This window comes from Streptomyces sp. NPDC007863 (genome assembly GCF_040633895.1).
Lineage (GTDB): Bacteria > Actinomycetota > Actinomycetes > Streptomycetales > Streptomycetaceae > Streptomyces.
Genome location: NZ_JBEYEI010000022.1, coordinates 110158 through 133344, shown reverse-complemented (window position 1 = coordinate 133344; position 23187 = coordinate 110158). Strand labels below are relative to the sequence as shown.

Below are 23187 nucleotides of genomic sequence, written 5' to 3'. Positions count from 1 at the left end.
CAGCAGGTCAGCCGTTGCCCGGAACACTCGGTCCTCCGTCCCCTTCCGTTTCCGATTCCGTTTCCGATTCCGATTCGGATTCCGATGCCGATTCCGATCGCGTTTCCCGGAGGGTTCCCACGGCCCCGGCGGTCCGGCCCTCTCCTCGCACGCCACCCTCCGAGAGGTGTCCCGCGAAGCGGTCGGCCTGGAGCTTGAACAACTCGGCGTAACGGCCTCCGGCACCGAGCAGTTCCTCATGGTTGCCCGACTCCACCACCCGCCCGTCCTCCATGACCAGGATCCGGTCGGCGTGCCGGACGCTGGAGAAGCGGTGCGAGATGAGGAGCGAGGTACTTCCCCTGGTCAGCTCCCGGAAGCGGGCGAAGAACTCCGCCTCGGCCCTGATGTCCAGGGCCGACGTGGGTTCGTCCAGGACCAGGACCGACGCGCCCTGACGCAGGGCCAGGAGCGCACGGGCCAGAGCGACGCGCTGCCACTGGCCCCCGGACAGGTCCGTGCCGCCCGGATGCCGGCTGGAGAGTACGGTGTCCAGGCCGGCCGGCAGGCCTTCGAGGACCGCCAGGATGCCGGCCCGCTCGGCGGCCGCGCGGATCGACGCGCGGTCCTCCAGCGCCTCCACCGCTCCGAAACCGATGTTGTCGGCGGCGGTGACCTCGTACCGAGTGAAGTCCTGGAAGACGACGGCCAGTCGGCGCCGCCACTCGTCGACGGGGACGGACCCGATGTCGGCGCCGTTCACCAGGACGTGCCCGGACTCCGGCCGGTAGAGCCGGGCCAGCAGTTTGACGAGGGTGGTCTTGCCGGCGCCGTTGACCCCGACGAGGGCGGTGCACAGCCCTGGTGCGAGCGTGAGGTCGAGGCCGTCGAAGACCGGCTCGCTCGTGCCGGGATACCGGAAGGTCACTCCGCGGAACTCCACGCGGGGCGGAGCCTGCGACGGGGCCCGCGTCACGGTGTCGCCCGAGAGCGGGCCGAGAGGGCGGGGCGCCTTCGCCGTGTCGGAGGAGGGAGAGGGTGGAGAAGGCGGAGAGGGCGGAGAGGACCGGGTGGTGGGCGTCGGGGTCACGGCTGCGAGGGCCTGTTCGAAGCGGGCGATGGCGTCCGCGGCGTTCATTCCGTACTGGGTCTGGGTGTCCGCCTCGGGATAGAAGTCGCCGAGCCGCATCGCCGCGAGGATCGCCTGGCCGGACAGGACCAGGCCGGTCAGCGGCACCTCCCGGCGGGCCGCCGTGGCACCGAGCACCGCGAGCACCGCGCCCAGGACGATCAGCCCCGCGCCGGCGTAGCCGAGGTAGGGGCGGAGGTAGATCCGCCGGCGCTCCCGCCAGACGGGCTCCAGCGCCGAGCGGTGCACCCGGTGGTGGCGTTCGGCAAGCCAGGAGAGGATGCCGAAGACCCGGATCTCCTTCGCAGCCCGGGTGCCCATGGCCAGGTCGCGCAGGTAGGCGGCCTCGCGGCGGACCGGGGTGACGGCCCGGATGACCCGGGCGTAGCGGCGCAGCCCGCCGCGCTGCCCGTAGCGGAACAGGACGACGAGGGCGGCGAGCGCGACCGCGGCGGGCGGGCTGAAGCACACGGCGACCACGACGCAGAAGCCGGTGAGCTGCACGTAGCGGGCGACGAGCGCCACCAGCCCGGCGACGGCGCTGCCCGGGGTGCGGAAGGCCGACTCCAGCTCCCGGATCGCCTCCTCCCGCAGGTCGAGGACGCGCTCGTCCTCCAGCGGGGCGAGGTCCTCGCAACCGAGCGAGGCGGCGACCAGCCGGTCGTGCATGACACCGTCGACCCGCCGTGCGAGCACCTCGTCCAGAGCCGTCTGCACCGGTTCGAGCACCTGCTGGAGGAGCAGCGCGGCGACGGCGGCCAGCAGTGCGAAGCGAAGCCCTTCTCCGGCGGCGGAATCCAGGCCGGCCGCGACCGCGTCCGGGACGCGGCCCGCCGCCACGCTGATCTCGACCGCGAACGCCACCGGAAGGACTCCGCGCACCACGCCGACCGCCAGCGCGGCGGCCGCGAGCGCGCGGCCCGCGGCGGGCAGCAGCGCGACGATCGCCCGCCGCGGACGCACGGCCTCGGCCAGCCAGCGTCCGACGGCCGTCGACGATCCGGCCTGTGTCATCTGTCGTCTCCGTGATGAGGAAGAAGGGACGGTCGCCGGAAGGCGGGGACCGGGCCGGGGTCAGCCGAACAGCTTCGTGCGCAGCGGTTCGGCGATCCCGAGCTCCGCACAGCAGTGGGCCACCGACTCCAGGTACCGCTCCCGGACCGCGGGGGCGGCGGCGACCGCCCGTTCCTCCTCGGTGAGCCGGCTGATGGCGCGCGGCTTGTACCGGTACGCGACCTCGTTCCCGTGCAGCCCCGGGACGACGTAGGCGTCCGGCTCCACCGGATAGCGCACCAGGGCGTGCTCGGAGTTGAGGTCGCCCGCTGCTCCCCAGTCGTCGAGGATCTCCGAGCGGTAGCGGTCGCCGACCCCCAGCCGCTCGAACATCAGCCTGACCGTCACTTCCGGCTGCTTGGCGGCCTCGTAGGGGAAGTGCGTCACGCTCACCCCCTCCTCGGCGGCGAAGCGGCGCATGGCCCCGTAGTTGGCGGTGGAACGGACGAAGTTCTCCACGACGCGGCGTCGGCCGATCCTGCCCTCCCACTTGGCCATCCAGGAGTCCAGGCACGCCTCCGGCTCCCGGTCCAGGACCAGCAGCCGCAGCCGGTCGGCCGGCCAGCCGGCCTCGATGAGGTTCCGCACGGGGTTGAACAGGCACTCGTATGCCACGTACGGCCCGGCCATCTCCTTGGCGAACAGGGCGGACTCGCCGTCGGGCAGGTGCCAGGGCGACCCCGCGCCCCCGGTGAGCACGTGGCGGGCCACGGTCTTCACGGGCTGGTAGTACGAGGGCACCCCCGCGATGCCGAAGAGGTTGGTGATCGCGGTGGAGCCCACCCGGCAGCGGCCCCAGCCGACCACCAGCAGGGGGTAGTCGGCCGCGGCCCGGCCGCCGAACCCGCCGCGCAAGGTCTCCACGACGGCGGCGTCGACCCTCCGGATCGTCGTGGCCTCCCGCTGGTACCGGCCGTCCGGGGGCAGCTCGGTGTCGCGGAGGCCGGGGTCCGCTTCCCTGAGCAGTTCGTCAAGGGCGGGCTGGGCGGTGGTCATCGAGCGTCCTCGTTTCGGGTGGATGACATTCCGATGGATGACATTCCGGTGCATGGCCTTCCGGTGGATGGCCTTCTGGCGCAGTCGTTGCAGGTGGACGGCCTTCCGGCGCGGTCGTTTCAGGTGGACGGCCTTCCGGTCGCCGGCGACGGCCGCGTCCCGCGCGGCAGACCGGCGGGCGGCGCGGGCAAGGCGGGCAGGCCGAGCGCCTCGGGCACTTCGTCCAGGCGCACCTCACGCTCCAGGGCCGTGAGCAACAGGGACTCCAGGCCGGACAGCAACGCCGGGATCCGGTCCTCTGGGAGGTACGCCGTGTCCGCGAGCAGCGACACACGACAGGCGTGACCGTGCTGGGCGAGGGCCAGGCAAAACGTCATGTCGTGCCGCTCGAAACCGCGCACGAAGACGGGCCGCTGCCGGGCGCCGGTGCCGACACCCCCGGAGACCTCCCAGTCCCGGCCGAGGCGGGCGTCGTTGAAGTAGCCGGACAGGTCGACCGGATGTCGACGGGTACGGGCCACCTCGTCCAGCAGCGAGGCGCGCGAGTCCGGGTCGTACTGGGCATGGAAGTAGCCCTCGGTGGCCTGCCGGTACACGGTTCGCACGGCCTCGTCCAGGGGCACGTCGGCGCGGTGGAACACCAGCAGCCCGTCCTGCGCACTGGAGGCGAGCAGTCGCTGCTGCTGTCCGGTGTAGCGGTTGGCCGCGATGAGCTGGAGGGCCACGGTGTGCTGGGCGCGGATCGCCGACAGGGCCGAGGCGGCCAGGGTGAGCAGCACGACGGAGCTCGACGTGCGGGTGCGCCGCGCCAGTTCCACCGAGGCCGCCGCGAGTGCGGCCGAGTCCAGCGACCACGTCTGCACCGGCGGACCGGCCGTCGCGTCGGCGCGCGGGCCCGAGGGGACATCGGGGAGTTCGGCGAGGCGCGCGCGCCAGTACTCCATCGCCCTGGCGTCCTGCCGACGGCCGCGCTCGGACCGTTCGTACGCCGCCTGGTCCAGGGGCTGCCAGGGGTCGGCGGCCGGCCGCGCGGAGTCTCCGCCGATCAGCGTGGTCATGGTGGCCGTGAGCCGCTCGACGGCCCAGCCGTCGAGAGCCACGTGCGAAGCGACGACGGCGATCGCGTGGACCCGCCGGCCCCGGCAGATCAGGCTGAAGCGGACGGGCCACTCGTGACCCAGCCGGAACGGGATGCCGGCCAGCCGCTCCGCGCGCTCCCCGGCCGCCGTCCCGACGGCGTCGTCGGTGCTCGCGGTGGCGCTGGCGTCCTCCGTCACCTGGTGCGCCTCCACCAGGTAGGCGCTGCTTCCGACCACGACCTGCCGTGGGGTGCCGGACCCTTCGGGGAAACGGGTACGCAGGACCTGGTGCGCCTCGATGAGGCGCCGCAGCGCCGTGAGGCAGTCGTCCAGGGCCACACCGGGCGCCGGGAGCGTGACGATCCGCTTGAGGTTGAAGGCGGCGGACGCCCCACCGAACCATTGCAGGGGGCGCCAGATGTGGACCTGGCCCCAGGTCATCGGTCCGCTTCCCGCCCGCGCCGAGAACGGCACGGGCAGCCATGACGTGCCCTGCGGCTCCTGCGCCGCGTCGGCGTCCGGCCGGACGGGGACGGACTCGACGACCGACGGCATGCCGGGTGCGGAATCCTCCTCCCGCGCGGGCGGGGCGCCGCCGTCCGCCGACACGTCCTCCCGCTCCCGCGCAGGTCCCTGTTCCTGCACCTCTCTCTGCTTCATCCGCTCGGCCAGGGCGGCGGGAGTGCGGGCGTCGAAGAACTCGCCGATGGTGAAGACCATCCCCAGTTCCTCCGCGGCGGTGACGACCTGGACCACGCTCAGCGAGTCCCCTCCGAGGTCGAGGAAGTCGTCGTCGGCGCCGACCCGCTCCATCTGGAGCACCGCCGAGAAGACCTCGCGCAGCGCCTTCTCGGCGGGCGTCGCGGGCTCGCGGTAGACGCCGGCGGACTCCGGTCGCAGGACGGGGGCCTCCGCGAGGCGGGCGTAGTCGATCTTGCCGTTCGCGGTCTGCGGGTAGCCCGACACCAGGACGACGCGCGACGGCACCGAAGGCTCCGGCAACTCCCGCGCCACCCGCTCGCGCACCTCACCCGTCAGGGGACGGGCGCCGGGCACGGGACGCAGATAGGCGGTCAGCCGCGGAAAGCCCTGGGCGTCCGGGGTGGCGGCGGCCACCGCCTCGGCGACCCCGGGACAGCGGCGCAGGGCGTCCTCGACCATGGGCAGCTCGACGCGGTGGCCCCGTATCTTGACCTGCCGGTCGCCGCGCCCCAGCACCTCGACGGTGCCGTCCGGTGCCATCCGGGCCAGGTCGCCCGTGTGTAGCAGCCGCTCACCGGGCCGCCCCCAAGGGTGCGGGGTCCACCGCGCGGCGGTGAGCGCGGGCCGCCCGTGGTAGCCACGGGCGATGACGTCGCCGGCGACGCACAGCTCGCCGATCTCCCCGTGCGGCAGCCGCTCGCCGTCCTCGCCCACGATGTGGACCTCGGCGTTGAGGATCGGCCCGCCGACCGGCAGCCGCTCTCCCGCCGGCTCGTGGCCGCTCACCCAGTACCAGGTGCACCCGACGGTCTCGCTCATGCCGTAGTGGTTGGCGAACCGTGAGGAGGGGCTGTCCGCGATCCAGTCCGCGAAGGCGGCCGTGAGGTGCAGTGGCTCGCTGCCGATCATGACGAGCCGGGCGAGATCCGCCACCTCCCCCAGCGCGGTCAGGGCGCGGACGTGGGAGGGGGTGAGTTTGAGGAATCCGCAGGAGCCTTCGCGGGCGATCCGGGCGAGTTCGTCGAACGCGACCGGCTCGGGTGCGACCTCCAGTTCCCAGCCGGCGACGAGGGCGGTGAACAGGGTCATCACCGATCCCACGAAGTACAGCGGGGCGTGCAGGAGTGCCTGTTCGCCCGAAGGCAGGGCGAACTCCTCGGCACACCAGCGGACGTAGTTGACCAGCTGCCCGTGGGTGCCCAGGACACCCTTGGGCGGACCGGTGGTGCCGGAGGTGTAGACGATGTACGCCAGGTTGGCCGAGGACACCCGCGGCAGGTCTCCCGGCACGGACCGGCCGTCCTCCTCGGCCTCCCCGCCCAGGCCCGCTTCCCCGCCGGGACCCGCTGGCCCGCCCAGGCCCGCCTCCCCGTCCACCAGGAGGACCGGTCCGCCGTAGTCGCCGAGCAGGGCGCGGCCCCGCTCGTCGGTCACGACCAGGGGCTCGTCCGCGTCCCGCAGGATGGCCGCGAGCCGGGCCCTCGGGTCGGCGAGGGACAGGGGCAAGTACGCCGCCCCCGACCGGAGAACGGCGACGATCGCCGTCACGGCGTCGGCCGACCGCGGCAGCAGAACCGCCACCGGGCGCTCGGGCCGGGCGCCTCTGGCGATCAGCCGGCGGGCGAGGACGCGGGTACGGCGGTCCAGTTCGGCCCGGGTGACGGTCCGCGTGCCGTACCGGACGGCGATCTCGTGCGGGAAGGCCGCGTTGCACGCGTCGATGAGCTCGTGGATGCCCGCGTCCGGCACGGGCACCTCGGCGCCCGCCGCCCCGGAGACACCGCCGACGGCCCGCGCGTCCCGAACCGGCTCGTGCCACCAGTGCCCGACGCCCCCCGGTCCCGCCGGCGCGGCGCCGGCAGCCGGGGCGGTACGGAGGGAGGCCGGCCGCATGTCGGTCCAGATCTCGCCGATGTGGGCGAGGCAGTGCTCGCGGCTGCCGGACACGCCGACCGGCTCCCAGCCGTCGGGCAGCGGTTCGGTGTGGGGCCAGACCGAGTACTGCGCCTCGGCGTTGACCACCACCCGGTACGCGTCACCGGCCGTCCCCCGCGCGAACGTACCGCTCATCGAGCGATCACCGATTCCTTCCGGGGGTTCGTGACCAGGCGCTCCAAGGGCTCCCGCCAGCGCTCCGAGCGGTACCAGCCGGCGTCGAAGACGTTGATCTGCGGAGCGGTGAACCCCCCGCCCAGACGGATCCCCGTGGCCAGCTCCCGCCAGAACACGTCGATCAGGTCGGAGTAGCGACAAGCGGTGCGCAGGTCCTCCAGGGTGAAGGGCGGTCCCTCCATGCGGACGACGCGGATGTCGTAACAGCCCCGGTACGGATGGCCGTAGGGCGCGAACCCGGGCTGCCACATCGCCGCACCCGGGGCCCGCAGGGTGTAGCGGACCTGCGAGGTGGTGTGTCCGCCGTGCCGCATGTCGGCCCACTCGCCGATGTCGGGGACATGGGGCGGGAAGAAGTAGTGCCGGCGCCGGGGGATGTCGGCACGCTCGTAGTTGCCGGGGATGAAGTGCCAGCGGTTGTACATCATCCGCTGGGCCACCTGCCACAGGATCTCCGTGACCCGTTCGCCCGGCAGCTTCTGCGCCAGCTGCGGCGAGGGCATGACGCAGCAGAAGAAGTCGGGCTTCTTGAGGTCCAGTACGGTCGCCGCGTCGACGCCTCCCATCTGGGTCACGTCGCGGATGCCGCTGGACATGGCGTAATCGCCGCCGGTCGCCTGCACGGCCCCCAGCACGATGGCCTGGAGCACCTCCTCCAGCGGTGCGGTGTCTCCTTCGAGTACGGCGGTCTCCACGGCGCGGGCGGTGAGCCGCCGGACGAGGGCGGGGGCCGTGCCGTCCGGCGCCGGGTCCTGGAGGTCCTCCGCGGCCGCGGCGCCGCCTCCCAGGTGCCGTGAGGCCAGCGCGAGCAGAGTGGGCGGGGCGATGCCCACGTGCCGGTCGTCGGCCGCCCAGTCCATGAGGAACTCGTCCTTCGCGTACGTCAGTCCGCTGATCCTCCGGTACCTGACCCCCGGGCCGCCGTCCACGTCCGGCATCAGCGCACCCGCGGTGGTGGCCAGTTCCTGGAGGGACATGGTCGACAGCCGCGCGGGCGGCTCCTCGTCGGTGCCGTCGTAATACCTGCTGCACCGCTGGAGCAGCGTGCGCCGCAGCGCGGTCGCGGTGAGCTGCCGGCCGTTGAACTCCTCGAAGCGGACGGCCCGTCCGGTCCGGAACAGCAACTGCATGGCCGCGACGAAGAGCCGTTCGTCCGCGCTCCAGGCGTCCAGGTCACGCTCCCGCAGCCCGGGGAGCACGTTGCCCCGGATGAGGGTGGAGGAGCCGCTGTCGGAACGGGACCACAGGTGCCGTCCGACGTACACGAAGACCGTCTCGACCCGTTCGACCCAGTCGATGACCTCTTCGAGCCGGGCCGGCAGCGTGCCCGCGGTGTGCCACCGCCGGAGCATGGTGTCCAGCTCGGCGCGCTCCCGCGCCTCCATCGACTCCTCCGCCAGCGTCTCCTCGGCCACCATCTCCAGGAGCCAGCGGGGCAGCCGGATGCCGGCGAGCACGTCCTGCTCGTCGACGTCGTCCTTCAGCGCGGGCTCGTGCAGACTGAGCTTGCCGTGGGGCGAATGGGCCACCAGTACGTCGTGGACCTCGGCGCCGGACGCGTTCGGCGGTTCGAGTACGAACTCGCTGCGCCCCAAAAGGTGTTGGAACAGAACCCGCTCCCGGATCGTCAGGCTGGCGACGGCCGATCGGTAGGGCAGGGTTCCGTCCAGGGTCGCCAGCCGGAGCAGAGCCTGGCCGGCCGCGCCGGAGAAGAGCTGTACGGGATTTCTGACGTGCCGCAGGTGCTTGGTCCATAGGTCGCGCTTGGTGGAATGATCCATCACTCGATCCATAGGCAGGTGGGGGTACGGCCCCGGCGCCTCGGCCGGCTTTCAGGGCGGCGTGGCGAGCGGACCGTACGACAGCGACAACCGACTTCCTCGGTGCAGACAGCAGAGAACGAAAAGGTCCCGGACGGGATCGGGTTCAGCCGCTTCCCGACAAGCGAGAACACCGGTTTCGAACCTCGGAGTGCCCATGTTCCGCACCCCGGAAGAATGCGCGAAGCTCAAAGCCGCGATGAGACAAGAGGGTTGTCCGCCGGTCGGGCTACTGTTGTCCCTCTGTGGGAGCGCTCCCACGTCTCAATATTCCCACGCGCGATGAAGAGGGTCAAGAAGTCCAACAGCGAGTGCATCAAGCCATGTTGGGTGGGGGCTTCGGCGCCGACGACCGCGAAGGTGCTCCTCGCCCAGGTGGCCGATCCGCAGCACCGGCCGGAACTCGTCTGGGTCGACGGTGGCTGCGCCGGCAGCCTCGTCGTGCGCTGCCTGTCCGCGTTCGCCCTGGTCCTGGAAAAGAGGCGTCGATCCGGCCGGTGCGGTCCTCGGTGACGAGGTCGCGGCCACGGGTCGTGGTGCTGGCAGTGGCAGCTCGGGGTGCGACGTGCGGGCCGGGGTCGGCGCTCGGGAAGAAAAGTGCCGCCGACCCCATCCGGAGGACCGCTTCGCGCCGAATGTCCGTGTAGGAGCTCAATCGATCCACGGCCGCGGCTCCTCGGTGTCCGGCCGGCGGGAGGAGCACGTCATGAACGCCACTTTCACCCGGCGCCGCGTCCCGGCCGTTCTGGCCGCCGTGGCCCTCGCGGTCTCGTTCGGGGCTCTCGCCCCGCAGGCGTCGGCCGACGACGGCGGCGCCCCGTTCGGTCCGGGCTGCGCCTCGGTGCCCGAGCAGGGGGCCGGCTCGTTCGCCGGCATGGCCGAGGACCCGGTGGCGACCGCCGCTTCGAACAATCCGGCGCTGTCCACCCTGGCCGCCGCCGTCGAGAAGGCCGGTCTCGTCGACACCCTCGACAACGCGGAGGACATCACGGTGTTCGCGCCGACGAACGACGCCTTCGCCAAGATCCCGAAGGCCGACCTCGACAAGGTCCTCGCCGACAAGGCCACGCTCACCGAGATCCTCACCTACCACGTGGTCGACGAGCCGGTGGAGAAGGCGGACCTCGCCGACGGCTCGTTCGAGACCCTGCAGGGCGACATGCTGACCACGACCGGGTCCGGGGACACGTACAAGGTGAACGACACCGCCTCCGTCGTCTGCGGTGACGTGCAGACGTCCAACGCGACCGTGCACATCATCGACACCGTGCTCATGCCGAAGTGAGGGCGCGTCGAGGTACCGGGGTCCGGCCACGGCCGGGCCCCCGACCGGCATCCGGGCGCCCCCGTGACGACGAAGAACCCGCATGAGGCGTGTACGGACCGGAACTCCATGAAACGGATCAGCACATGGTCACTCCCACATCGTCCGAGGCCCCCCGCTGTCTCGTCACCGGCGCGAGCGGTTACATCGGGGGCCGTCTCGTCCCGGAGCTGCTCGACAGCGGTTACCGGGTGCGCTGTCTCGCCCGGCATCCGGACAAGCTCCGCGACTTCCCCTGGGCCGACCGGGTGGAGACCGTCCGCGGTGACGTCACGGTCGCCGAGAGCCTGCGCGAGGCGTTCACCGGCGTGGACGTCGCCTACTACCTGGTCCACTCCATGAGTTCGACGGCACGCTTCGAGGACACCGACCGGCTCGCCGCCCGCACCTTCGCCGCCGAGGCCCGCGCCGCCGGGGTGCGGCGCATCGTCTACCTGGGCGGCCTGACCCCGCGCGGTGTCCCGGAGAACGAGCTCTCCCCGCATCTGCGCTCCCGCACCGAGGTGGGCCGCATCCTCCTCGACTCGGGCGTCCCCACCGTCGTCCTGCGGGCCGCCGTCGTCATCGGCTCCGGATCGGCCTCCTTCGAGATGCTCCGGTACCTCACCGAACGACTCCCCGTCATGGTCACCCCCAGCTGGGTCGGCACACGCGTCCAGCCCATCGCGGTCCGCGACGTGCTGAGGTACCTGGTGGGGAGCGCCGCCATGCCCGCAGACGTGAACCGCACCTTCGACGTCGCGGGTCCCGACGTGCTCACGTACCGGGAGATGATGGAGAGGTACGCGGAGGTCGCGGGGCTCCGTCGACGCCTCATCGTGCCCGTACCGGTCCTGACCCCCGGGCTGTCCAGCCAGTGGATCGGTCTCGTCACACCGGTGCCGGCCTCCCTGGCCCGGCCCCTCACGGAATCGCTCCGGCACGAGGTGGTCCGCACCGAGGACGACATCACCCGGTACGTCCCGGACGGCCCCGGCCGGCCCATCCCCTTCGACGAGGCGCTCCGGCTGGCCCTCCGCCGCGTGCGGGAGGCACGGGTCACCACCCGGTGGTCCTCCGCCTCACCGCCCGGGGCGCCGAGCGATCCGCTGCCGACCGACCCGGACTGGGCGGGCGGCAGCCTCTACACCGACGAACGCGCCCGTACCGTCGACGCGAGCCCCGAGGCACTGTGGCGGGTCATCGAGGGAGTGGGCGGGGAGAACGGCTGGTACTCGTTCCCACTGGCCTGGGCCGTCCGGGGATGGGCCGACCGGCTCGCCGGGGGAGTGGGACTGCGCCGGGGCCGCAGGGACGCGGAACGCCTCCGCGTCGGCGACGCGCTGGACTTCTGGCGTGTGGAAGCGATCGACCGCGGCCGCCTGCTGCGCCTCCGGGCCGAGATGCGCCTGCCCGGTCTCGCCTGGCTGGAGATGGCCGTCGACCGGGACGAGCAGGGCCGGACGTCGTACCGTCAGCGGGCGCTCTTCCACCCTCGGGGCCTCGCCGGGCAGGCGTACTGGTGGGGGGTCGCTCCGTTCCACGCCGTGGTCTTCGGCGGCATGGCCAGGAACATCACCCGCACCGCCGAGACGGAGGGCGACCGGTCGGGGGCGGCACCGGGCCGTAGGTGATCTCCGCTGCCCGGACGGGCAGCGAGGCACGCGGAGCGCCGACCCGGCGAAGGCCGGCATCCTTGCCGCGCCTCACGCACCCGCCCGAGCCGGCGGTGCCTCGGGAACCGGCCTGCACGGAGGGGACCGGTCGCCGGGACGGGACGGAGCCGCCCGGGGCGGCCGCCCCGGGGGAGGGGGGCCGGACGACACCTCGTTCGGGTGGCGGAACCCATCCCCAGGGCGGTCAGTGCCGAAGGAACAGGTGTGAGCAGCTTCCCGAACACCCTCGGCCGCCTGTCCCGCGGCGCACTCGCCGGCCTGACGGCCGGCTACACGGCCCTGGCGGTGGCCGGACTGATCGAGGCCCTCGTGCGGCCCGCCGCCGGGCCGGTCACGGTCGTCGGCGGCGCGGTCGTCGACCGGACCCCGGCCCCGGTGAAGGACTTCGCGATCCGTGCCTTCGGAGAGAACGACAAGACCGTCCTCCAACTCGGCATCCTCGTCCTGCTCGCCCTTTGCGCGGCGTCCCTGGGGATCGTGGCGCTGCGGCACCGGTACGCCGGTGCGCTCGGTGTCCTGGCGTTCGGGCTCGTCGGTGCCGCCGCCGCGCTGAGCCGGCCCGACTCCACCGGCCTCGGTGACGCGGTGCCGTCCCTGGGCGGGTCGGTGGCGGGGGCCGTGGTCCTTTACGTCCTGGCCCGCGAGGCCGTCCTGGCGGGCGACGCCGTCCTGGTGGGGGAGTCACCCCGTGACACGGGCGTGCGCGGAGCAAGCGGAAGTAGCGGAAGAGGCGGAAGAAGCGGAAGAGGCCGACGCGGGTTCCTGACGGCCCTCGCGGTCACCGCCGTCGCCGCGACCGGCGCGGGCGCCCTGGGACGGATGCTGTCCGGCCGCCGGGGCCGGGACGCCGAAGCCTCCCGCGCCGGTCTCGTCCTGCCCCCACCCGCTTCCCCCGCTCCCGCCGTGCCGCGGGGCGCGCGGCTCGACGTGCCGGGGATCAGTGCCTTTACGACCCCGAACCGCGACTTCTACCGGGTCGACACGGCCCTCGTCGTCCCCGAGGTCGACGCGGACACCTGGCGGCTGCGGATCCACGGCGAGGGCGTGCCCCGGCCACGGACGTTCACGCTCGACGACCTGCTGGCCCGCCCCCTGATCGAACGCGACATCACGCTCGCCTGCGTGTCCAACGAGGTCGGAGGCCCCTACATCGGCAACGCCCGCTGGCTGGGCGTCCCCCTGGCCGGCCTGCTGGCCGAGTGCGGGGTCACGCCGCCGTCGAAAGGAGGCGGGGCCGACCAGCTGGTGGCCCGCTCGGTGGACGGCATGACGATCGGGTCCCCGGTGGAGGACGTCATGGACGGCCGGGACGCGATGCTCGCCGTCGGCATGAACGGCGAGCCGCTGCCCTTCGACCACGGCTTCCCGGTCCGGATGCTCGTCCCCGGCCTGTACGGCTACGTGTCGGCCTGCAAGTGGATCGAATCCATCGAGCTCACCACCTTCGACGCCTACGATGCGTACTGGGTGAAGCGCGAGTGGGCCCGCGAGGCGCCGATCAAGACCCAGTCCCGCATCGACACCCCCAAGCCCTTCGCCCGCACCGCCGCCGGTACCGTCACCATCGCCGGCGTCGCCTGGGCCCAGGGCCGCGGCATCACCCGCGTCGAGATCCGCGTCGACGACGGGCCGTGGCAGGACGCCGGCCTCGCCGCCGAGACGGGCGTCGACACCTGGCGCCAGTGGTCCTACCGCTGGAACGCCTCCCCCGGCGGACACAACCTCACCGTCCGCGCCACCGACGGCACCGGCCAGGTGCAGACCGAACAGCGCACCCGTACCGTCCCCGACGGGGCGACCGGCCGGCACAGCGTCTTCGTCACCGTCACCTAGACCACGGGCGGTCGGACCACGGCGGTGCCGGCCTCCCCCGCTCCGCCGAAGCGGCCGATCCGCGCGCGCATCCGGCACCCCGGATAAAGGGGAACCGCGGATGCAGGAGTGCCCTGTCCACATCCCGGCACGGCGCGTCCGTGACCGGCGGCCGATCAGAGAGAGCGCGCGATGACCGTCTCCGTCGTTCTGTACACCTCCGACCTCAGGGTCCACGACCATCCGCCGCTCAGGGCCGCGTCACAGGGGGCGGACGAGGTGGTGCCGCTGTTCGTCCGCGACCCCGCCGTGGACCGGGCGGGATTCGCGGCGCCCAATCGGCTGGCCTTCCTCGCGGACTGTCTGCAGGACCTCGACCGGGCCCTGAAGGAGCGGGGCGGCCGCCTCGTGGTGCGGGAGGGCGACACGGTGTCCGAGGTGCGGGCGCTGGTACGGCAGACCGAGGCCGACGAGGTCCACGTGGCCGCCGGGGTGACGGCCTTCGCCCGCAGCAGGGAGGCCCGTCTGCGCAGGGCGCTGGAGGCGGACGGCTGCCGCCTGTACGTGCACGACGGCGTGGTCACCGTCGTCCCGCCCGGCGACGTCCTCCCGCAGGGCTCGGACCACTTCGCCGTCTTCACTCCCTACCACCGGCGCTGGGCCGCCGTGCCGCTCCGGGCCCCCTTCGCCGCCCCGAGGAAGCTGCGCGTGCCGTCGGGGGTGCGCTCCGAGCGCGTCCCGCGGCGCTCCGCCGTCGCGGACGTGTCGCCGGCCCTCCCCGAGGGAGGGGAGAGCGTGGGCCGCAAGCGCCTCGGCTCGTGGCTGGCCGACGGCCTCGACACGTACGAGGAACGCCACGACGACCTGGCGGGCGACGCCACCTCCCGTCTCTCGCCCCACCTCCACTTCGGCGCCCTCTCCGCCACCGAGGCGGTACACCGGGCGCGCGGGCGCGGCGGGGCCGGTGCCGACGCGTTCGTACGGCAGCTGTGCTGGCGCGACTTCCACCACCAGGTGCTGGCCGCCCGCCCCGAGGCGGCCGGAGCCGACTACCGCTCCCGGCCGGGGGGCTGGCGGGAGGGCGCGGACGCGGAGGCGGACCTCGCGGCGTGGCGGGAGGGGCGTACCGGCTACCCCCTCGTCGACGCCGCCATGCGCCAGCTCGCCCACGAGGGCTGGATGCACAACCGGGGCCGGCTGATCACCGCCTCCTTCCTGACGAAGACGCTCTGCGTCGACTGGCGCGAAGGGGCGCGCCATTTCCTCGGCCTGCTGGTGGACGGCGACGTCGCGAACAACCAGCTCAACTGGCAGTGGGCGGCCGGCACCGGAACGGACACCCGCCCCAACCGCGTCCTCAACCCCGTGGCGCAGGCCAAGCGGCACGACCCCGACGGCAGCTACGTGCGCCGCTGGGTCCCCGAACTCGCGGACCTCGAAGGACCGGCCGTCCACGAGCCCTGGCGGCTCACCGGACTCGACCGGGCGGCCCTCGACTACCCGGACCCGTTGATCGGTCTCTCCGACGGCCTGGCGCGCTTCCGGCGGCTCCGGGGCTCCGCCTGACCCCGCACGCCTCCCGACGCGACAAGCGGCCGGGGAATTTCGATGCGAAACCGATGCGAGTTGTGGCGGGGGGCGTGTCGGCCGGACCGTGAGGAGGCACGGGCCCGCTGAGGTCCCGGAGCCGACGCTCCCGCGGCGTCGGCGGCACACCCCGTGGTCGCCGCGCCACCACCCAGAGGAGGAAGCGTCATGACCGCACACCGGACGACCGGAGACCTCGTCACCGCCGGGGGCGCCGTCGCCGCGGACGCCCTCACCGACGACCGCATCGCCCGCGGCCTGGCCGGCGGGGACGAGCACTGCCTCGCCGCCGCCTACCGCCGCTGGGGCCGCCTGGTGCACGCCCTGGCGGCCCGCGCCCTGGGCGATTCCCGGGAGGCGGAGGACGTCACCCAGCAGGTGTTCGTCGCCGCGTGGCGCGGACGGGCCAACTTCCGGCCCGAGCGGGGCACCCTGCCGGCCTGGCTCACCGGCATCACCCGCCGGAAGATCGCCGACGCCCTGACCGCCCGCACCCGCCGCACCGAGCTCGCGGCGACCCTCGGCGCCTCCCTGGAGCACGAGGGCCGGACGGTCGAGGAACCCGAGCGGGTCCTGGACCGGCTGGTCGTCACCGAGGAACTGTCCAGGCTGCCCCGCGTCCAGCGCGACGTCCTGGAACTCGCCTACTTCGCCGACCTGACCCAGACCCAGATCGCCGACCGCACCGGCATGCCGCTCGGCACGGTCAAGAGCCACGCCCGCCGCGGCCTCCAGCGCATGCGCCACAGCCTCGAACTCGCCGGCGCCGCCCGCTGACCGGCCCGGCGCCGACGGCCGGCCCGATCGCCGCTCCGGCCCGTCCGTTCGGCCGACGGCTCCGAACAACTCACGGCTCCGAACAGCCGACGGCTCCGAACGACCCACGGCTCCGAACAGCCGACGGCTCCGAACGACCCACGGCTCCGAACAGCCGACGGCTCCGGACAACCGACAGCACCGCACCGCCCGTCGACACCGCACGGGCCGACGACCGCCACACAAGGCACACAAGGGGTGGAGAACGATGAACGGACGAAGCGTCGCCGTGGTGGGAGCGGGGGTGGCGGGCCTCACCGCCGCCCACCTCCTGTCCCGCACGCACCAGGTGGTGCTGTACGAGTCGGAGAACCGGCTCGGCGGGCACGCGCACACCCACGAACTTCCGGCCTCCGAGGGCGGCACGCTCCATGTCGACACCGGCTTCATCGTCCACAACGAGCGCACCTACCCCCACCTCCTCGGTCTCTTCCGAGAGTTGGGCGTCACCACCCAGGACGCCGAGATGAGCATGTCCGTCCGGTGCGAGGGCTGCGGCCTGGAGTACGCCGGCGCGCGCGGCGTCCGGGGTCTCCTCGGCGGCGGCAACGCCCGCCGGGGCCGTCACCTGCTGATGCTCGCGGACGTCCCGCGCTTCCACCGCGCCGCGCGCCGCCTGCTGGCCGCCGACGACATCACCCTCACCCTCGGCGACTTCCTCCGCGCCCACCGCTTCTCGCCCCACTTCGTCAGCCACTTCGCGATCCCGCTGGTCTCCGCCGTCTGGTCCTGCGCCCCCGACACGGCCCTGCGCTACCCCGCCGTGTACCTCTTCCGCTTCCTCGACCACCACGGCCTCCTCTCCGTGACCGGGTCCCCGCGGTGGAAGACCGTCACGGGCGGGTCCGCGGCCTACGTCGAACGCGTCGCCAAGTCGGTCTCCTCCGTGCGCACCGCCACCCCCGTACGGGCCGTCGTCCGCGGCGACCGCCGCGTCACGGTCGTCACCGCGGACGGCGAGTCCACCGAGCACGCCGCCGTCGTGGTCGCGGTCCACCCCGACCAGGCCCTGCGCCTCCTCGCCGACCCCACCGAGCGGGAACGGCGCGTCCTCGGCGCCTTCACCTACTCCCGCAACCCGACGGTCCTGCACCGCGACACGCGGCTCCTGCCGCGCTCGCCGCACGCCCGCGCCTCCTGGAACTACCTCCTGCCCTCCTGCACCGCCCGCCCCGGCGCCGTCCAGGTCAGCTACGACATGAACAGGCTCCAGCGGCTGCGCACCGCGGAGCCGCACATCGTCACCCTCAACCCCGGCGACCACGTCGACCCGTCGACCGTCCTGGCCCGCATGACCTACGAACACCCCGTCTACACCCCGGAGTCCGTGGCCGCCCAGCGCCTCCTGCCCACCCTCCGCACCCCGGTCACCGCGTACGCCGGCGCCTACCACGGCTGGGGATTCCACGAGGACGGCTGCCGCTCCGGCGTCGAGGCCGCCCGTCACCTGGGGGCGACGTGATGACGACCGAAGCCGTTCCGCCGCCGGTCCCGGCCCTGTACGAGACCGCGATCGCCCACACCCGCGTCACGCCGGTCCGCCACACGCTCCGCCACCGCACCTACATGTGGCTGGTCGACCTCGACGACCTGCCCGTCCTGCCCCGGCTCCTGCGCCCCCTCGCCCGTTTCGACCCGGCCGACCACTTCGACGGCTCCGCCCCCACCCTGCGGGCCGGCCTCGACGCCTGCCTGGCGGATCACGGCGTGCGGGACGCGGACGGGCCGGTCCTGATGCTGGCCCACGCGCGCGTGCTGGGCCACGTCTTCAACCCGCTCACCCTGTACTGGTGCCACGACCGCGCCGCCCGCCCCGTCTGCGTCGTCGCCGAGGTGCACAACACGTACGGCGGACGCCACACGTACCTGCTGCGCCCCGACGCGCGGGGCCGCGCCGAGACGGCCAAGGACTTCTACGTCTCGCCGTTCCTCGACGTCGAGGGCACGTACCGCATGCGACTGCCGCTCCCCGGCGACCTCCTCGACCTGACCGTCCAGCTCCGCCACACGGACGGCACCCGCCCCCTGACCGCCAGGGTCCGCGGCACCCGTCGGCCCGCCGACCCCCGCGGCCTCCTGGCGGCCACGTTCCGCCATCCCTGGTCGACCGCGGCCGTCTCCCTCGGCATCCGCCGCCACGGCATCCGGCTCTACCTCAAGGGGCTCCGCGTCCGGCCCCGGCCCCGTACCGCGCCCACCCCGAAGGAAGGCACTCCGTGACCCTCACGCCTCCCCCGCCCGCCGTCCGCGCCGTCCGCGTCCCGGCCGACCCGGTCCGCTGGCCCGACGTCGCCCGGCCGCCGCGCGCCTCCGCCGCCCGGACCGTCGTGGCCCGCCTGCTCGTGGAGCGTGCCCTCGCCCGGCTGCCGCTGCGGATAGCGACGGACGGCCGCACCGCCGTATCGGCGTCGCGCCACGGCGACGCCGCCGTACCGACGCTCACGCTCCACGACCCGGACGTTTTTTATCGCCGGATCGGCGCCGACGGACTGATCGGTTTCGGAGAGTCGTACATGGCCGGCGAGTGGGACGCCGACGATCTCGTCGGCGTCCTCACCGTCCTCGCCCGCCACGTCGACGACCTCGTCCCCGCCCCGCTGCACCGGTTGAGGGGAGCCTGGGCCCGCCGCAGGCCGCGCGCCGACCTCAACACCCCCGACGGGTCCCGCCAGAACATCCACCGCCACTACGACCTCTCCAACGAGCTCTTCGCCCTCTTCCTGGACCCCGGACTCAGCTACTCCTCGGCGGTCTTCGATCCCCTCCCGCACGCCCCCGGAGTCCTCCCCGACGGGGTCTTCACCGCAGCCCAGCACCGCAAGATCGACCGCCTTCTCGACCTGGCGGAAGCCGGACCGGGCACCGAACTCCTGGAGATCGGCACCGGCTGGGGCGAACTCGCGATCCGCGCCGCCGCCCGCGGCGCCCGCGTCCGCACCGTCACCCTCTCGGAGGAGCAGCTCGCCCTCGCCCGCCTCCGCGCGGCCCGGGCCGGTGTCGCCGACCGTGTCACCGTCGAACTCCTCGACTACCGGCACGTCCGGGGCCGTTACGACGCCGTCGTGAGCGTCGAGATGATCGAGGCCGTCGGCGCCGAGTTCTGGCCCGACTACTTCACCGCGCTCCGCCGCCTCCTCGCGCCGGGCGGCCGCGTCGCGCTCCAGGCCATCACCATGCCGCACGAACGGATGCTCGCCACCGCCCGCACCCACACCTGGATCAGCAAGTACGTCTTCCCCGGCGGCCTGATCCCCTCACCGGAGGCCATCGCCCGCGAGAGCGCCGCGGCCGGGCTGCGCATCACCGACGACACGGGGTTCGGCGACCACTACGCCGAGACCCTCCACCAATGGCGCGCACGCTTCCGCCACGAGGAGGACGCCGTGACGGCCCTCGGCTTCGACTCCGTCTTCCAGCGCATGTGGGACTTCTACCTCGCCTACTCCGAGGCGGGCTTCCGCTCCCGCTACCTCGACGTCCGCCAGCTCCGGCTCACCGCCGCCGACACGGAGACGGCCCGGTGAACCCCACCCGCCCCGACCGGACCCCACGGCCCTCCGCCTTCGCCGGTCACCGCACGGGAGCGGACCGGACCGCGGAGTTCCGGCCGGACGGCCGCGACCCCACCGCTCCGCCCCTCACCCCGGCGGACCCGCACGGGGAGACGCCGTGAACGCCGTCGACACCGAGGCCCTCGGTCTCGTCCTCGCCGCCTCGGCGGCCACCGCCCTCACCGTCATGCTCGTGACCTTCGCGATCGGCACCGTACGGCGACTGCACCGGATCGTCGACGTCGCCTGGGGGATCGCCTTCGCTGCCGTCGCCGTCGTGGCGTGGTTCCTGGCGGACGGGCACGGCGACGACGTCCGCCGGACCGCGGTCGCGCTCGCCACCGTCGTCTGGGGGCTGCGGCTCGCGGCCCACATCGCCCGCCGCGGCCGCGGCCACGGCGAGGACCCCCGGTACGCGCGGATGCTCGCCCGTGCCCGCGGCAACCCCGTCCTCTACGCCCTGTGGAAGGTCTACCTCCTCCAGGGCGCCCTCGTCTGGCTCGTCTCCCTCCCCGTCCAGACCGCCGTCCTCCTGCCCGTGCCCCTGGAGGCGACCGCGTACCTCGGCCTCGTCGTGTGGGCGGTGGGCCTCGCCTTCGAGGCCGTGGGGGACCGCCAGCTCGCCCGGTTCAAGGAGGATCCGGCGAACCGGGGCCGTGTCATGGACCGGGGGCTGTGGAGCTGGACCCGTCACCCCAACTACTTCGGCGACTTCCTCGTCTGGTGGGGCCTGTACCTGACGGCCTGCGCCACCTGGCAGACCGCCCTGCTCACCCTGATCTCCCCGCTCGTCATGAGCGCCCTGCTCATCTGGGGCAGCGGCAAACGGCTCCTGGAGGCCCACATGGCCGACCGGCCCGGGTACGCCGCGTACCGGGCGCGCACGAGCGGCTTCGTCCCGCGGCCTCCCCGACGCCGACCGGGGACGGAGACCCCGTAGGCGACTCACGGGCGAGGGGCGGATCAGGCTCCGGTGCTTCCGGCCCGCTCCTCGCGCCCGGCCGCCTCCCCGTACAGCCGGGAGATCACGCCGAGCGCCTCGCGCAGACCGGCGGGACGCGCCGTGCCGGGGGCGGGCGTCCTGCCGAGCCAGCCGGGGCCCGCGAGGAGGACCAGCGGAGCGGTCCGTGCTCCTTGTACCCCGAACGCCGTCCCCGCCACGTGCCGGGCCAGCGCGTGGTTCGCGGTGGAGCGTGCCTGGGACCAGAGGACGACGGCGGCGGGCCCCGACCGGCGCACCGCCGCGTCGAGGGCCTCGGCGGGCACGGCCGCCCCGAACATCCTGGTCGGCAGCCCCCGTTCGGTGAGACCGGCGGCGAGCGCCTCCAGGGGCAGCGTGTGCTGCTCCGAGGGGACGCAGGCCAGCGCCACCGGCGGCGCCGCCGGTGGCGGGGAGGAGGACGGCGGCCCGGCGACGGCGGCCCGCCGCAGCGCGGTGGAGACGTGCCAGGAGAGCAGGTGCTCCACCTCGACGTAACGGTCGCCGGACGATTCCCACTTCCGGCCCACCGCGTGCAGAGTCGGGGCCATGATCTCCTCCCAGGCGGTGACCAGTCCGTGTTCCACCAGCGCCGCCTGGAGGAGCTCTTCCAAGGCCGGACCGTCGAGGCGCACGGCGGCACGGGCGAGCCCGCGGCACTCCTTCCGCACGTCGCCCAGCGGCAGACCGCTGCCGGCCGTCGCACGCCCGGCCCGCCCCGGGGACGGCTTCGCGACGGACACGACCGGCCCGGCGACGAGCCCGGACGGAGGGTCGCCGACGGACACCTCGCCTCCGTCCGCCACCACCGAGGCCCGCGCTTCCCGCGCAGCCCGCGCCGCCTCGGCCGGCGGGACGCCCGACGCCGTGAGGCGGCACATCTCCTCCAGCATCGCGACGTCCTCCGGCCCCCACCGCCGGTGCTGCCCGTCCGCGCGAACGGCGGGCCCGATCCCGTAGCGCCGGTCCCAGGACCGCACGGTGGTGGGGGACACCCCCAGCCGCCGGGCCATGGCACCCGTGGTGATCCCGTGGACGATGTCGTGCATGCCCACACCGTACGATGCGGAAGCGATGCGAGCAGGTGCGTCCGGGTGAGGGAACAAGGTCGGGAACGCCACGCCTCCGCGCCTCGGGATCACGTCCCGTGGCCGTTGCGGCAGTCGCTCATCAGGCGGGGCCAGATGGTGGCGTCGAGTACCCGCTGGACGCGCCGCACCGCAGGTGAGTGGGCCTGAACGTGCTCGAAGAACCGGAGTTGTCCGCCGGGCCGGAGCCCCCGGCGGAGTTCGGGGACTGCTGTGCCCGGGTCGGCGATGGAGCACAGGGGCAGGCACACCACGGCCGCGTCGGACGACGCGTCGGGGAAGGGGAGTCGTTCGGCTCGCGCGGGCTCGATCACCACGGGGACGGGTGTGCGGCGGGCTTCGGTTCGGGCGTGGGCGCGGAGGTTCGGTTCCGGTTCGACGGCGACGAGGCGGGTCGCCTCGCGATATGGCCGGGGGCGGGGCACCGCCAGGGCATCGCCGGACGGGCGCCTGGGGGCCACCCCTCGCAACGTCACCGGCCTCCTCGGCGCCACGTTCGCCCGGGCTTCGGCGGCGAGCTATGGCACCAGGCGGGCAGGTCGAGCGGGGCGGCGGGGTCGGTGGCGATGACGTGGATGACGGTGCCCGGCCGCGCGCCGTCGATCCGCTTGCGCAGGAGCAGCAGGAGGGTGACGCAGAGCAGGCCGGTGCCGTCGACGGTGATGCCGGGAGCGGGGTTCTCGGGGTTCATGGGCGGTAGGCGGTGGCGGCGATGGAGGGAAGGAGGGCGAGGGCGGGGTAGCTGGTGGCGGCGACCATGATGCCGGAGGCCATGCCGCCGGCGGCGCCGGCGATGGCGATGGAGACGTCGACGGGGCCGGTCACGCCGGGTCTGCGGCATCGATGGGTAGCTCCGACAGGCGCCACTCCAGCATGCCGTCGTTGAGGCGGATGGCGCGGCGCCCGCGGCCGGTCAGCAGCCGTACCGCGTCGTGGGCCAGCACGCAGTACTCGCCGCGGCAGTAGACGACGATCTCCAGGTCCTCGGGCAGCTCGCCGATCCGCTCGTCGAGCTCGTCGACGGGGATGGACAGGGCGCCCGGGATGTGTCCGGCCCGGTACTCCTCGACCGGCCGGACGTCGAGGACGACCACGTCCCCGGCGGCGATCCGGGCCTGCAGCTCCTCGCGGTCGAGCTCGGCGGTGGTGTCCTCGCCGAGGTAGGCGTCGCGGGCGGCGGGGACGGCGGCCTGGTGGTGGTCGGCGACCTTGCGCAGCAGGGCGAGCAGCCGGGCGACGTCGTCGCCGGCGAGGCGGTAGTGGATGCGCACACCCTCGCGTCGGGTGGCGACGAAGCCGGCCTGCTTGAGGGTCTGCAGATGTGCCGAGGCGGTGGTCAGGTTCAGCCCGGCCGTCTTCGCCAGCGCGTCGACGGTGCGCTCGCCCTGAGCCAGCAGATCCAGCAGCTCCAGGCGCTTTCCGCTGGCCAGCGCCTTGCCGCTGGCCGCGAACGCGTCATAGAGACGGGCCTTCGTCGCGCTCTTCGTGTTCTCCGACATGGCATC

At 73.6% G+C, this 23187-nt stretch carries 20 protein-coding genes; 11 read left to right on the top strand and 9 right to left on the bottom strand.

From position 1 onward, the window contains the following. Positions 1-7: 7 nt before the first annotated feature. From ABZ621_RS30595 to ABZ621_RS30580, 4 genes are all read right to left on the bottom strand, one after another. Positions 8-2122, bottom strand: coding sequence for an ABC transporter ATP-binding protein (locus ABZ621_RS30595; protein ID WP_360609675.1), 2115 nt, complete (start codon positions 2120-2122; stop codon positions 8-10). Positions 2123-2182: 60 nt separating this feature from the next. Then, on the bottom strand, positions 2183-3157 hold the full coding sequence (locus ABZ621_RS30590) for a hypothetical protein (protein ID WP_360609674.1): 975 nt from the start codon (positions 3155-3157) through the stop codon (positions 2183-2185). A 119-nt stretch (positions 3158-3276) separates the two neighbouring features. After that, positions 3277-7008, bottom strand: a complete 3732-nt coding sequence (locus tag ABZ621_RS30585) for an amino acid adenylation domain-containing protein (RefSeq protein ID WP_360609673.1) — start codon at positions 7006-7008, stop codon at positions 3277-3279. Next, on the bottom strand, positions 7005-8831 hold the full coding sequence (locus ABZ621_RS30580; RefSeq protein ID WP_360609672.1) for a hypothetical protein: 1827 nt from the start codon (positions 8829-8831) through the stop codon (positions 7005-7007). The genes ABZ621_RS30585 and ABZ621_RS30580 overlap by 4 nt, the downstream gene beginning before the upstream one ends. A gap of 321 nt (positions 8832-9152) precedes the next feature. On the opposite strand from ABZ621_RS30580, the gene ABZ621_RS30575 reads away from it, so the two are divergent. The 11 genes from ABZ621_RS30575 to ABZ621_RS30525 all read left to right on the top strand — a co-directional run bounded on the left by ABZ621_RS30575 (position 9153) and on the right by ABZ621_RS30525 (position 20555). After that, positions 9153-9383, top strand: a complete 231-nt coding sequence (locus tag ABZ621_RS30575) for a hypothetical protein (RefSeq protein WP_360609671.1) — start codon at positions 9153-9155, stop codon at positions 9381-9383. A gap of 193 nt (positions 9384-9576) precedes the next feature. Further along, positions 9577-10155 carry a fasciclin domain-containing protein gene (locus ABZ621_RS30570; RefSeq protein ID WP_360609670.1) on the top strand — a complete coding sequence of 193 codons (579 nt, stop codon included), beginning with the start codon at positions 9577-9579 and terminating at the stop codon, positions 10153-10155. A 125-nt stretch (positions 10156-10280) separates the two neighbouring features. Continuing rightward, entirely contained in the window at positions 10281-11807 is a 1527-nt protein-coding gene (locus ABZ621_RS30565; RefSeq protein WP_360609669.1) for an SDR family oxidoreductase, read from the top strand. A gap of 246 nt (positions 11808-12053) precedes the next feature. Beyond that, on the top strand, positions 12054-13682 hold the full coding sequence (locus ABZ621_RS30560; RefSeq protein WP_360609668.1) for a sulfite oxidase: 1629 nt from the start codon (positions 12054-12056) through the stop codon (positions 13680-13682). Positions 13683-13853: 171 nt separating this feature from the next. Then, positions 13854-15227 carry a deoxyribodipyrimidine photo-lyase gene (locus ABZ621_RS30555; RefSeq protein ID WP_360609667.1) on the top strand — a complete coding sequence of 458 codons (1374 nt, stop codon included), beginning with the start codon at positions 13854-13856 and terminating at the stop codon, positions 15225-15227. 189 nt (positions 15228-15416) lie between these two features. Continuing rightward, positions 15417-16025, top strand: a complete 609-nt coding sequence (locus ABZ621_RS30550; protein WP_360609666.1) for a sigma-70 family RNA polymerase sigma factor — start codon at positions 15417-15419, stop codon at positions 16023-16025. Positions 16026-16272: 247 nt separating this feature from the next. After that, positions 16273-17526: an FAD-dependent oxidoreductase gene (locus ABZ621_RS30545; RefSeq protein ID WP_360609665.1), complete on the top strand. Its 1254-nt coding sequence runs from the start codon at positions 16273-16275 to the stop codon at positions 17524-17526. Then, positions 17526-18284 carry a DUF1365 domain-containing protein gene (locus ABZ621_RS30540; protein WP_360609664.1) on the top strand — a complete coding sequence of 253 codons (759 nt, stop codon included), beginning with the start codon at positions 17526-17528 and terminating at the stop codon, positions 18282-18284. The genes ABZ621_RS30545 and ABZ621_RS30540 overlap by 1 nt, the downstream gene beginning before the upstream one ends. Beyond that, the gene (locus ABZ621_RS30535; RefSeq protein ID WP_360609663.1) at positions 18281-19588 is read left to right on the top strand and encodes a cyclopropane-fatty-acyl-phospholipid synthase family protein; all 1308 of its coding nucleotides are present in this window, start codon (positions 18281-18283) and stop codon (positions 19586-19588) included. Before ABZ621_RS30540 ends, ABZ621_RS30535 begins: the two co-directional genes overlap by 4 nt. Next, entirely contained in the window at positions 19585-19737 is a 153-nt protein-coding gene (locus ABZ621_RS30530; protein WP_360609662.1) for a hypothetical protein, read from the top strand. The genes ABZ621_RS30535 and ABZ621_RS30530 overlap by 4 nt, the downstream gene beginning before the upstream one ends. A gap of 65 nt (positions 19738-19802) precedes the next feature. Continuing rightward, positions 19803-20555, top strand: coding sequence for a DUF1295 domain-containing protein (locus ABZ621_RS30525; protein WP_360609693.1), 753 nt, complete (start codon positions 19803-19805; stop codon positions 20553-20555). Positions 20556-20578: 23 nt separating this feature from the next. Here the strand turns inward: ABZ621_RS30525 and ABZ621_RS30520 are convergent, their stop codons facing one another. The 5 genes from ABZ621_RS30520 to ABZ621_RS30500 all read right to left on the bottom strand — a co-directional run bounded on the left by ABZ621_RS30520 (position 20579) and on the right by ABZ621_RS30500 (position 23181). After that, positions 20579-21643 (bottom strand): MerR family transcriptional regulator, encoded by a 1065-nt coding sequence (locus tag ABZ621_RS30520; protein ID WP_360609661.1) that lies wholly within the window; start codon positions 21641-21643, stop codon positions 20579-20581. Between the two features lie 89 nt (positions 21644-21732). After that, on the bottom strand, positions 21733-22107 hold the full coding sequence (locus tag ABZ621_RS30515) for a class I SAM-dependent methyltransferase (RefSeq protein WP_360609692.1): 375 nt from the start codon (positions 22105-22107) through the stop codon (positions 21733-21735). Between the two features lie 47 nt (positions 22108-22154). Further along, positions 22155-22373: a sulfurtransferase TusA family protein gene (locus ABZ621_RS30510; protein WP_360609660.1), complete on the bottom strand. Its 219-nt coding sequence runs from the start codon at positions 22371-22373 to the stop codon at positions 22155-22157. Continuing rightward, entirely contained in the window at positions 22370-22507 is a 138-nt protein-coding gene (locus ABZ621_RS30505; RefSeq protein ID WP_360609659.1) for a hypothetical protein, read from the bottom strand. The genes ABZ621_RS30510 and ABZ621_RS30505 overlap by 4 nt, the downstream gene beginning before the upstream one ends. Next, complete coding sequence (locus ABZ621_RS30500; protein WP_360609658.1) at positions 22504-23181, bottom strand: metalloregulator ArsR/SmtB family transcription factor; 678 nt, start codon at positions 23179-23181, stop codon at positions 22504-22506. The genes ABZ621_RS30505 and ABZ621_RS30500 overlap by 4 nt, the downstream gene beginning before the upstream one ends. Positions 23182-23187: the final 6 nt, after the last annotated feature.

What these genes read in the sequence shown, in the direction of transcription:
- ABZ621_RS30510 (WP_360609660.1), bottom strand. Translation starts at nt 22,373, where the DNA reads ATGAACCCCGAGAACCCCGCTCCCGGCATCACCGTCGACGGCACCGGC.
- ABZ621_RS30550 (WP_360609666.1), top strand. Translation starts at nt 15,417, where the DNA reads ATGACCGCACACCGGACGACCGGAGACCTCGTCACCGCCGGGGGCGCC.
- ABZ621_RS30525 (WP_360609693.1), top strand. Translation starts at nt 19,803, where the DNA reads ATGCTCGTGACCTTCGCGATCGGCACCGTACGGCGACTGCACCGGATC.
- ABZ621_RS30545 (WP_360609665.1), top strand. Translation starts at nt 16,273, where the DNA reads ATGAACGGACGAAGCGTCGCCGTGGTGGGAGCGGGGGTGGCGGGCCTC.
- ABZ621_RS30590 (WP_360609674.1), bottom strand. Translation starts at nt 3,157, where the DNA reads ATGACCACCGCCCAGCCCGCCCTTGACGAACTGCTCAGGGAAGCGGAC.
- ABZ621_RS30585 (WP_360609673.1), bottom strand. Translation starts at nt 7,008, where the DNA reads ATGAGCGGTACGTTCGCGCGGGGGACGGCCGGTGACGCGTACCGGGTG.
- ABZ621_RS30565 (WP_360609669.1), top strand. Translation starts at nt 10,281, where the DNA reads ATGGTCACTCCCACATCGTCCGAGGCCCCCCGCTGTCTCGTCACCGGC.
- ABZ621_RS30580 (WP_360609672.1), bottom strand. Translation starts at nt 8,831, where the DNA reads ATGGATCATTCCACCAAGCGCGACCTATGGACCAAGCACCTGCGGCAC.
- ABZ621_RS30575 (WP_360609671.1), top strand. Translation starts at nt 9,153, where the DNA reads ATGAAGAGGGTCAAGAAGTCCAACAGCGAGTGCATCAAGCCATGTTGG.
- ABZ621_RS30555 (WP_360609667.1), top strand. Translation starts at nt 13,854, where the DNA reads ATGACCGTCTCCGTCGTTCTGTACACCTCCGACCTCAGGGTCCACGAC.
- ABZ621_RS30500 (WP_360609658.1), bottom strand. Translation starts at nt 23,181, where the DNA reads ATGTCGGAGAACACGAAGAGCGCGACGAAGGCCCGTCTCTATGACGCG.
- ABZ621_RS30540 (WP_360609664.1), top strand. Translation starts at nt 17,526, where the DNA reads ATGACGACCGAAGCCGTTCCGCCGCCGGTCCCGGCCCTGTACGAGACC.
- ABZ621_RS30595 (WP_360609675.1), bottom strand. Translation starts at nt 2,122, where the DNA reads ATGACACAGGCCGGATCGTCGACGGCCGTCGGACGCTGGCTGGCCGAG.
- ABZ621_RS30570 (WP_360609670.1), top strand. Translation starts at nt 9,577, where the DNA reads ATGAACGCCACTTTCACCCGGCGCCGCGTCCCGGCCGTTCTGGCCGCC.
- ABZ621_RS30520 (WP_360609661.1), bottom strand. Translation starts at nt 21,643, where the DNA reads ATGCACGACATCGTCCACGGGATCACCACGGGTGCCATGGCCCGGCGG.